Source organism: Cellulomonas sp. P5_C5 (assembly GCF_054049655.1).
In genome coordinates, this window is sequence record NZ_JBFULY010000053.1 from 1 (window position 1) to 9,072 (window position 9,072).

At 72.3% G+C, this 9,072-nt stretch carries 10 protein-coding genes; 4 read left to right on the forward strand and 6 right to left on the reverse strand.

Annotated elements, in window-relative coordinates:
• A partial coding sequence (locus tag ACXJKF_RS22095; RefSeq protein ID WP_456789891.1) for a S8 family serine peptidase occupies window positions 1–2,382 on the reverse strand: 2,382 nt, incomplete at its 3' end.
• 351 nt (window positions 2,383–2,733) lie between these two features.
• On the opposite strand from ACXJKF_RS22095, the gene ACXJKF_RS22100 reads away from it, so the two are divergent.
• Window positions 2,734–3,135 (forward strand): RidA family protein, encoded by a 402-nt coding sequence (locus ACXJKF_RS22100; RefSeq protein WP_456789892.1) that lies wholly within the window; start codon window positions 2,734–2,736, stop codon window positions 3,133–3,135.
• Between the two features lie 79 nt (window positions 3,136–3,214).
• On the opposite strand, the gene ACXJKF_RS22105 is transcribed toward ACXJKF_RS22100, so the two are convergent.
• The 4 genes from ACXJKF_RS22105 to ACXJKF_RS22120 all read right to left on the reverse strand — a co-directional run bounded on the left by ACXJKF_RS22105 (window position 3,215) and on the right by ACXJKF_RS22120 (window position 5,680).
• The gene (locus ACXJKF_RS22105; protein ID WP_456789893.1) at window positions 3,215–3,634 is read right to left on the reverse strand and encodes an SRPBCC family protein; all 420 of its coding nucleotides are present in this window, start codon (window positions 3,632–3,634) and stop codon (window positions 3,215–3,217) included.
• A gap of 164 nt (window positions 3,635–3,798) precedes the next feature.
• Complete coding sequence (locus tag ACXJKF_RS22110; RefSeq protein WP_456789894.1) at window positions 3,799–4,803, reverse strand: hypothetical protein; 1,005 nt, start codon at window positions 4,801–4,803, stop codon at window positions 3,799–3,801.
• A gap of 104 nt (window positions 4,804–4,907) precedes the next feature.
• Entirely contained in the window at window positions 4,908–5,285 is a 378-nt protein-coding gene (locus tag ACXJKF_RS22115; RefSeq protein ID WP_456789895.1) for a DUF2255 family protein, read from the reverse strand.
• Entirely contained in the window at window positions 5,282–5,680 is a 399-nt protein-coding gene (locus ACXJKF_RS22120) for a (R)-mandelonitrile lyase (protein WP_456789896.1), read from the reverse strand. Before ACXJKF_RS22120 ends, ACXJKF_RS22115 begins: the two co-directional genes overlap by 4 nt.
• A gap of 187 nt (window positions 5,681–5,867) precedes the next feature.
• Between ACXJKF_RS22120 and ACXJKF_RS22125 the strand changes: the two genes are divergently transcribed.
• Window positions 5,868–6,740, forward strand: a complete 873-nt coding sequence (locus ACXJKF_RS22125; RefSeq protein WP_456789897.1) for a helix-turn-helix transcriptional regulator — start codon at window positions 5,868–5,870, stop codon at window positions 6,738–6,740.
• An 11-nt stretch (window positions 6,741–6,751) separates the two neighbouring features.
• On the forward strand, window positions 6,752–7,738 hold the full coding sequence (locus tag ACXJKF_RS22130) for an aldo/keto reductase (protein WP_456789898.1): 987 nt from the start codon (window positions 6,752–6,754) through the stop codon (window positions 7,736–7,738).
• Here the strand turns inward: ACXJKF_RS22130 and ACXJKF_RS22135 are convergent.
• Entirely contained in the window at window positions 7,735–8,187 is a 453-nt protein-coding gene (locus ACXJKF_RS22135) for an Lrp/AsnC family transcriptional regulator (RefSeq protein WP_456789899.1), read from the reverse strand. The two genes, ACXJKF_RS22130 and ACXJKF_RS22135, sit on opposite strands and share 4 nt — an antisense overlap.
• An 81-nt stretch (window positions 8,188–8,268) precedes the next feature.
• Here ACXJKF_RS22135 and ACXJKF_RS22140 point away from each other — a divergent pair, with 81 nt between their 5' ends.
• Window positions 8,269–8,886, forward strand: a complete 618-nt coding sequence (locus ACXJKF_RS22140; RefSeq protein ID WP_456789900.1) for a LysE family translocator — start codon at window positions 8,269–8,271, stop codon at window positions 8,884–8,886.
• The last annotated feature ends 186 nt before the right edge of the window (window positions 8,887–9,072 follow it).

Here is a 9,072-nt window from a genome sequence, read left to right on the forward strand (position 1 = left end):
GTTCTGCCGCACCAGCGCGACGTCGGTCAGCCCGTTCCCGTTGAAGTCGCCCGTCACGACSCGCACCCCCGGGGTGTTCGCCCACGACCCGATGAACGTCGGAGCGGACCCGTTSGTSAYCTGCCASGTGCCGTCRCCCTGCGCAAAGGCCACCGGGATCGACGCCCACCCGGCGTTCTGCCGCACCAGCGCGATGTCCGTCARCCCGTTCCCGTTGAAGTCCCCCGTCACCACCCGCACCCCCGGGGTGTTCGCCCACGACCCGATGAACGTCGGAGCGGACCCGTTCGTCACCTGCCACGTGCCGTCGCCCTGTGCGAACGCCACCGGGATCGACCCCCACCCGGCGTTCTGCCGGACCAACGCGATGTCCGTCAACCCGTTCCCGTTGAAGTCCCCCGTCACSACSCGCACCCCCGGGGTGTTCGCCCACGACCCGATGAACGTCGCGGCAGACCCGTTCGTSAYCTGCCACGTGCCGTCMCCYTGMGCGAACGCCACCGGGATCGACCCCCACCCCGGGGTCTGCCGGACCAGCGCGACGTCGGTCAGCCCGTTSCCGTTGAAGTCCCCGCTCACCACCCGGACGCCCGGGGTGTTCGCCCAGGAGCCGATGAACGTCGGAGCGGACCCGTTGGTGACCTGCCACGTGCCGTCACCCTGCGAGAAGGCGACCGGGATCGACGACCAGCCCGGGTTCTGCCGGACCAGCGCGATGTCCTTGGCCCGGAGCTGCTGCGCCGAGTCGGCGAGCTGCAGCGCCTTGGCCGCGTTGATGCGGCCGTAGCCCATCTCGTCGTTGCGGGTGCCGTTCGGGAAGTTCGCGACGTCGCCGTAGGGCACGGTGCCGACCTTGTCGGCGGAGCGCTCGATGAGGTCGCGCACGGCCGTCGCTGACAGCGACGGGTCGAACGAGCGGAGCAGCGCGACGACGCCGGCCACGTGCGGGGTGGCCGACGAGGTGCCGTTGAACGTCTGCACGTAGTCGCCCGTCGTGTAGCCGGCGGACCCCTGACGGTCGGTCGTCGGGATGTGCACGCCGGGTGCGACGACGGAGACGCCCGGGGCGAAGTTGGAGCCCCACCAGTTCTCGCCGTCCGGGCTGGCGCTGGACTTGCGGTTGTCGTCCTCGCTGGACGCGCCGCAGGCGATGACGAGCGCGTGCCGCGAGGGGTACCGGTTGAAGGTGTCGATGTCCTCGTTGCCGGTCGCGGCGCACAGGACGACGTTCCGGTCGTGCGCGTACTGGAGCGCCGGGTCGATGATCGAGAAGTCCCAGCCCGTCGGCCCGACGCCTTCGCCCGGTCCGTAGACACCGAAGCTCATGCTGACGACCGTGGCGCCGTGGTCGGCGGCGTACCGCAGACCGGCCGCGCACTCGACGTCGGTCCAGTTCTGGAAGGCCAGCGGCAGCACCTGGCTGGCACCCGCGACACCGGCGACGCCCGCCCCGTTGTCGACCGTCGCCGCCGCGATCCCGGCGCACGGGGTCCCGTGGTTTCCCGTGGGGCGGCCGTCGGGCCGCATCGTGCCCAGGTTCACGCCCGGGTCGCTGAAGCGCAGGTCAGGGTGCGTGAGGTCGCAGCCCTCGTCCAGCACGGCGACGACCGTGCCCGCGTCGCCGACGGTGATGTCCCATGCGGCCGGGCCGTCGATCCGCTGGACGCCCCACTGCTGGGCGAAGAGCGTGTCGTTCGGGCTGAGCGTCGCGGGGATGAGCATCGGCATCGTCTCCAGACGTGCGTCCTCGACGACGTCCGCAGCCTCGGCCAGCAGCACGTCGCGCAGCTCGTACGCCGTGCGAGCCAGCGGGTCCGTCACCACGAAGTACCGGAACGGAGCGATGTACTGGCTCCGGGCCTCGTCCTCGGTGAGCCCGTACTCCGCGAGCCGCGCCGCGAGCCCGTCGCCCGCCCCCTCGACCGGTCGGACGAGCAGGACGTTCGGCAGCGGGCACACGAGCCCCTCGGCCCCGTCGACCCCCGGGAACCGGTACACGGCACCGAGCCACTCGGCGCGGTCCCCGAGCTGGTCCGCGACGTTCGCCGCCGCGGCCGGCAGGTCCTGCGGCACGCGCACCCAGCGCAGCGTGTCCGAGTTGTTGATGCGGGTCATCGGCCGTCGCGGGCCCGCCGCGTCCGCGCTCGGCGGTGCGGCCCCCGCGGGCGGCGGTGTGCCGCCGACGGGCGGCGGAGCGGCGGCGTCGTCGTCGTCGGCGATCGGCTCCAGCCCGATGGACGAGAGCAGCTCGTCCAGGTCCTGGACGCCGGCGGCGGCGGCACGCCCCGGGTCCGGTGGGCTGACGGTGACGACGGCGAGACCGGGCTCCAGCGTGAGCGTCGCTCCGCTGCCGTGCTCGAGGGTTGTCGGGAACTCAGGCATGACGACCTACCTACCCAGAGAGTGCTCGGACTTCGGGGCCCGCAGCCGGGAGGCGGCATGCGTCGGCTGGTGCGGTCCGTCGATCGGCCCGCGGCGTCGTCCGCCCCACGAGCCCCCCTCGTGGACGGCAGAGTCGAGCGACCCACCGGGCGCGCGGCTGGCGATCGGGCGGTGGGCGGTGTTCGCAGGCCACATTTTAGGGAGCCGCCCCACCGCGGACAACGCTCCGGCCGCGACCTTGCCCGAACGGGCAGCGTCCTGGACCAGGCGGCGGGCGACAAGGACGTGCTCGTCACTACGACGACGTTCGGTGACACGCCGTTGTCGGCACGCCGTGGCAGCGTGGCCGCCATGGAGATCACACGTCTGCAACCGGCCGGTCTCGTGCAGAGCCCGGCGTTCAGCCATGTCGCCGTCGTGCCGGCGGGCGCGACGACCATCTACGTCGGCGGTCAGAACGGGGTCGACGACACCGGCAAGGTCGTCTCGGACGACGTCGCGGAGCAGTCCGTCCGCGCGGTCGAGAACGTGATCACGGCGCTCGAGGCCGCCGGGGCCACGCTCGCCGACGTCGTGCAGTGGACGGTGTTCATCACGGAGGGCGCGGACCTCGCGGCGGCCTACGGCGCGATCGGCCCGCGGCTGGCGGGCCCCGGTGCGCCGCCCCTGGTCACCGCGGCCGTGGTGTCCGCGCTGGGGGTGCCGGGTGCGCTCCTCGAGGTGGGCGTGATCGCGGCGGTCCTGCCCCGCTGACCTCAGGCCACGGCCGTGGTGCGCACCAGGTCGGTGAGGCCGTGCCGGGACGTGACGCCGGTCTTGGCGTAGATGCGCGTCAGGTGGAACCCGACCGCGACCGCGACCGGCCTTCGAGGATCGACTTCAGGAGCGCGAGGTCGGCGGTCACGAGGGCCGCGTCCCGATCGAGCTCGGCGTCCGTCATCCCCGGCGCGCGGCGCAGCGTGAACACCACCTCGCAGCCGTCGCCGTCAGCGGTCGCGCGCAGCGGCACGTACACGGTGTCCCCCGAGGGCGTCCGCACCACGTGGTCCAGGACGCCGTACTCGTTCTGCGGGGCGAACGTCAGCCCCACCCGGCCCTGCGAGGTCTMGACGAACCAGCCGTCGCCGTCGCGCTCGACCGCGCTGCCGAGGCCGGCGGCCCACCGCGGCAGGTTCTGCGGGTCCGAGGCGAACGCGTACACCTCGGACAGGGGGCGGTCGATGAACACGCTCAGGTGCCGGGACTCCGTCATCCGGCGATCGTGCCACCGCCTCCCGACACGGGCGCGGCGTCCCGTGGCGCCGCCGTGGACGCCGTGACGGTCATGCCGTTCTCGACGGCCGGGAAGGGACGCAGCTGACCCCGCACATGCAGGAGCCCCCGCCGAGGCAGGGGCTCCTGTACGTCAGCGGATGGTCAGTCGGACCCCTTCGTCGGGACGACCTCGCTGCCGTCCTCGATGTAGGTGTTGTTGCGCCAGAAGAACGTCGGGGACTCCAGCGTCGACTCCGAGATGAGCACGTGCGGGGTGTTGCCGGCCTTGGAGATCCGGTTGCCGACGACGAGGAACAGGCCGCTCGCAGCGATGACGCCCTTGCCGTTCTGCGAGGTGTTCAGGGTCGAGCCGGTGTCGGGGTTGCCGTACAGCCAGTTGAAGCCGATGAGGATGTCGCCGTAGGTGCCCGACTGCTGCTGGATCAGCTGCGCCGACGTCCGCCCGCCCTTGAGGGAGCTGCCGAACAGCACGTACGAGTCGAGGGCACCCGATGCCTGCGACCCGTCGTTGTGGGTGATGCCGTCCGACTGGTTCGGGTCGTCGAACGTCACGAGGTCCTCGATCAGCGTGCCGAGGATGGCGACCTTCTTGGCCGGGTTCGAGCCCGACCCGTGCGGCTGGGCACCGTCGGTGACGCCCCGGATGAGGCAGCGGTACAGGGTGCAGTTGCCACCCTTGAACCCGTAGATCTCGTGCGACTGGTACGTCGGGCGAGCCTCGCTGTGCTCGATCCGGCCGGCCTGCACCGCGCCGTCGCGGATGTCGAAGAGCGGCCAGATCGCGTTGCGCTTGATCGGGTCGGTCTCGCCGCCGGGCGGGACGCCGCCCTCGACGATGCTGTCCCGCAGGATCCAGTCGGTGGCGTCCGGGTTGAACTGCCCGGTGATGATCAGCCGGTCGACGACGTCACCGTCGGAGAGGTTCTCGAAGCTGCCGGCGTAGTTCACCAGCGAGGTCTCGGGGACCCGGGGTCCGGTGACGGCCGACGGGGTGTATTGCCCCTCCTTCGTGGGTTCGGTGCGCCCGAGGACGAAGCCTTCCTCGGGCGGCTCGGGCTCGTCCCCGACGAACTCGACGTTCGCCTCGAAGGTCCCCCGAACCTTGTAGGTGTTCCCTGGAATGATCTCGATCGGCCCCTGTGTCATGGTCGGACACTCCCACCCGACCGGAGTGTCCGGAAAGTTCCGTCTCGTCCTGAATGTGACGCTTGTCCAGGTTTCCCATGACAGACCTGCCCAGGGCGCTTGCCTCAGGCCTGGGGGACGAGTCGGAGAGTCACAGCGGCGGCCTCGGGCCCGACGACGGTGTTCACGATCGCCGGCCCGTACCGGTCGTACTTGGCGTGGTACGCGGCGTCGATCGCCGCGTGCGCGTCCGGGTCCGGGGCGACGAAGGCGACGTCCTGCTCGAGCCCGGAGACGGTGATCCGGCCGGTGCCCGAGGCCTGGGCGCGGCGGAACCAGCCGTTGCCCGGGCCGTACGCGGAGCGGATGTAGACGTCGTCGCCGACGCGCACCACCCAGATGATGACGAAGGGCCGCAGGGTGCCGTCGGGCCGGTACGACGAGACGCGCAGCTCGTCGGCGGTGCCGATCCTGCCCAGGGCGTCGCTGGTCCACGCGCTCATCGGTCGGCCTCCTCGTCCGAGACCGCCTCGCCCCAGGTCGTCTCGGACCCGTCGCGGGCGTCGGTGGTCTCCCACATCGCCAGGTGCTCCACGAAACCATCGGGGCCCGCACCGTGCCAGTGCTCCTCCCCCGGCGGGCACCACAGGGTCTGCCCGGGGCGGACCTCCACGACGACGCCGTCCCGGGTACCCACCCGGGCGACGCCCTGGGTGACGCGCAGCGACTGGCCGACGGCGTGCGCGTGCCAGAACGTGCGGGCGCCGGGGGCGAACCGGACCAGGTTGACCCGCAGGCGCGCCGGGGGCGGCGGCGCCGCGACGACGTCGAACCAGACGTCCCCGGTGAACCAGACCGCGGGTGCCTTGGTGGTCGGGGGTGCGGTGACGAGCTCCATGGTGCTTCTCCTTCGGTTGTCGATGGTGTCGCGTCAGGGCGCGACCACGACCTTGAGCGCCTCACGGGCGTCCATGACCCGGAAGCTCCTCGATGCAACCCTGCACCCGCGGATCGAGGGAGTCCCTCCCGTCACAGGTACTGGCAGGACCTCCCATGCCAGCGGGAGCGGTCGTACGGTCGACGGCATGGACAACCGCGACGAGGTACGGGACTTCCTCGCCTCACGCCGGGCGAAGCTCACGCCGGCGCAGGCGGGCCTGACCGCGTACGGCGCGAACCGGCGGGTGCCGGGGCTGCGTCGCGAGGAGGTCGCGATGCTCGCGGGCGTCTCGGCCGACTACTACGTGCGGCTCGAGCGCGGGAACCTCGCGGGCGCGTCCGACTCGATCCTCGAGGCGATCGCCGGCGCGCTGCAGCTCGACGAGGCCGAGCGCCAGCACCTGGTCGACCTGGCCCGCGCCGCGGGCTCCCGCCCGGCGCGTGCTCGTCGGCGGCCGGCGCCGTCGGTGCCGGTCAGCGTGCAGGTGATGCTCGACGCCATGACCGGTGCGCCGGCCGCGGTCCGCAACGACCGGCTCGACATCCTGGCGACGAACGCCCTCGGCCGCGCCCTCTACGCGCCGCTGTTCACCGGCCCGTCCGCGCGCGAGGGGCGGCCCGCCAACCACGCGCGGTTCGCGTTCCTCGACCCCGCCGCGCACGACTTCTGGGTCGACTGGAACAAGGCCGCCAACGACACCGTCGGCGTGCTGCGCACCGTCGCGGGCAGATCTCCGAACGACCCGGACCTGCACGACCTCGTCGGCGAGCTGTCCACACGCAGCGAGGAGTTCCGCACCCGGTGGGCCCGGCACGACGTCCACCAGCACCGCGGCGGCGCCAAGCAGATCAACCACCCCGTCGTCGGTCGCCTCGACCTCATGTACGACATGCTCCCCATCGCCCAGGCACCCGGCCTGTCGATGCTCGTCTACACCGCCGCACCGGGGACACCGTCCGCGGACGCGTTGCAGGTGCTGGCCAGCTGGGCGGCGACCACGCCCGTCCCCACACCCTGAGAGGCACTCCCATGCACACACGCACCCTCGGACAAGGGCTCGAGGTCTCGGCCGTCGGCCTCGGCGCCATGGGCATGTCGATGAGCTACGGCCCCAACCCGGGCTCGCGCGACGACATGATCGCCGTCCTGCGCGGCGCGGTCGACCTCGGGGTCACCCTCGTCGACACCGCCGAGGTGTACGGCCCGTACGTGAACGAGGAGCTCGTCGGCGAGGCGCTGGCACCCGTGCGCGACCGGGTGGTCATCGCGACGAAGTTCGGCTGGAACATCGTCGACGGCAAGATGCACGGCACCGACAGCCGCCCCGAGCAGATCCGTCGGGTGGCCGACGCGTCCCTGCGACGGCTGGGCACCGACGTGATCGACCTCTTCTACCAGCACCGCGTCGACCCGGCGGTGCCCATCGAGGACGTCGCCGGGACGGTCGGTGAGCTGGTCGCCGCCGGCAAGGTGCGGCACTTCGGGCTCTCCGAGGCGGCGGCCGCGACGATCCGGCGCGCCCACGCCGTGCACCCGGTGACGGCCGTGCAGTCCGAGTACTCGCTGTGGACCCGCGACCCCGAGGCCGAGGTGCTGCCGACGCTCGCCGAGCTGGGCATCGGGTTCGTGCCGTTCAGCCCGCTGGGCAAGGGGTTCCTCACGGGGACGGTCGACTCGTCGACCACCTTCGCCGAGGGCGACATCCGCAACCGCGTGCCGCGCTTCACCGCGGAGAACCGCGACGCCAACACCGCCCTGGTCGAGCGCGTGCGCGCCCTCGCCGACAGCCGCGGCGCGAGCCCCGGCCAGATCGCGCTCGCCTGGCTGCTCGCGCAGCAGCCCTGGATCGTGCCGATCCCCGGGACCCGTCGGATCGAGCGCGTCCGCGAGAACGCCGGCGCGACCGCCGTGGCCCTGTCCGCCGACGAGCGCGCCGAGCTCGACGGCCTGGCATCGACCGTGGGCGTGGCGGGGAACCGCTACGACGACAACGGGATGGCGATGGTCGGGCTCTAGAGGGGCAACGGCCTGTCCTCGACGACGGAGCGCATGACGAGCGTCGAGCTGACCCGCTGGACCCCCGGCAGCCCGGAGAGCTGCTCGTCGTAGAGCCGCTGGTAGTCGCTCAGGTCCCGGGTGACGACGCGGAGCAGGTAGTCAGGGTCCCCGAACAGGCGCTGAGCCAGCAGGACGTTCGGGATCTCGGCCACGGCGGTCTCGAACGTCTCGATGGAGGTGCGGGTCGCCTCGCGCATCGTGACGAAGATCAGCGCCTCGAACGTCAGGCCGAGGGCTCCGGGGTTCAGCCGCGCGTGGTAGCCGCTGATGACACCAGCCTGCTCCAGCGCCCGAACCCGGCGGTGGCACGGGGAGACGCTGAGCTGGACGCGTTCCGCCAGGTCGGTGAGCGTCTGGCGGCCGTCGCGCTGGAGCTCGGCAAGGATCTGTCGGTCGATCGCGTCCATGCGACAGATCCTTCCACGAACACCGTCGGGTCGCGAAGAAGTCGGAACCACCTTCCGCCGATTCCGCCATAGCCTCCCCGCATGAGCATTTCCGACGTGCTGGGGTTCTGGGCGGTGTCCGTCGTGTTCGTGGTCGCGCCCGGCTCCGACTGGGCGTACGCGATCACGGCCGGCCTGCGCGGACGCGTCGCCCTCCCCGCGGTCGGCGGGATGCTCGCCGGGCACCTGATGGCGACGCTGCTGGTGGCCGCAGGCGTCGGGGCGCTGCTCGCCGGCGCGCCCGGCCTGCTCGGCGGGCTGACCCTCGTCGGCGGCGCCTACCTGCTGTGGCTGGGGTTCACCACGTTCACGCGGCCGGCCACAGCGCCGGACGTCGCCGAGGTCGCGGAGTCGTCGCGGGCGCGATGGCTGTGGAAGGGGTTCGGGGTCAGCGGCCTCAACCCGAAGGTGCTGCTGCTGATCCTCGCGCTGCTGCCGCAGTTCACGTCGGCGTCCGCCCCGTGGCCGGTCTGGGCGCAGATCCTGCTGCTCGGCCTGGTCCACCTGGCCACCTGCGCCGTCGTCTACCTCACCGTGGCCATGGCCGCGCAGCGCGTGCTGTCCGCCCGTCCGGCGGCCGCCCGGATCGTGTCACGCACGTCGGCGGCCGTGATGACCGGGCTCGGCGTGGCGCTCATCGTCGAGCAGACGCTCGTCTGACCGGCGAAGATGCCCACATGGACGCACCGGCCCTGTTCGAGGACCTGACCACCGCGCACGTGGCCGACGCCTGCCTGCGGCTCGGCGTCGCCGTCCGGTGTGCCCCGCCGACGCTGCGCCCGGTGTCGGCCGGCCTCCACGTCGTCGGGCGCGCCCGGCCGGTGCGGCACGTCGGCAGCGTCGACG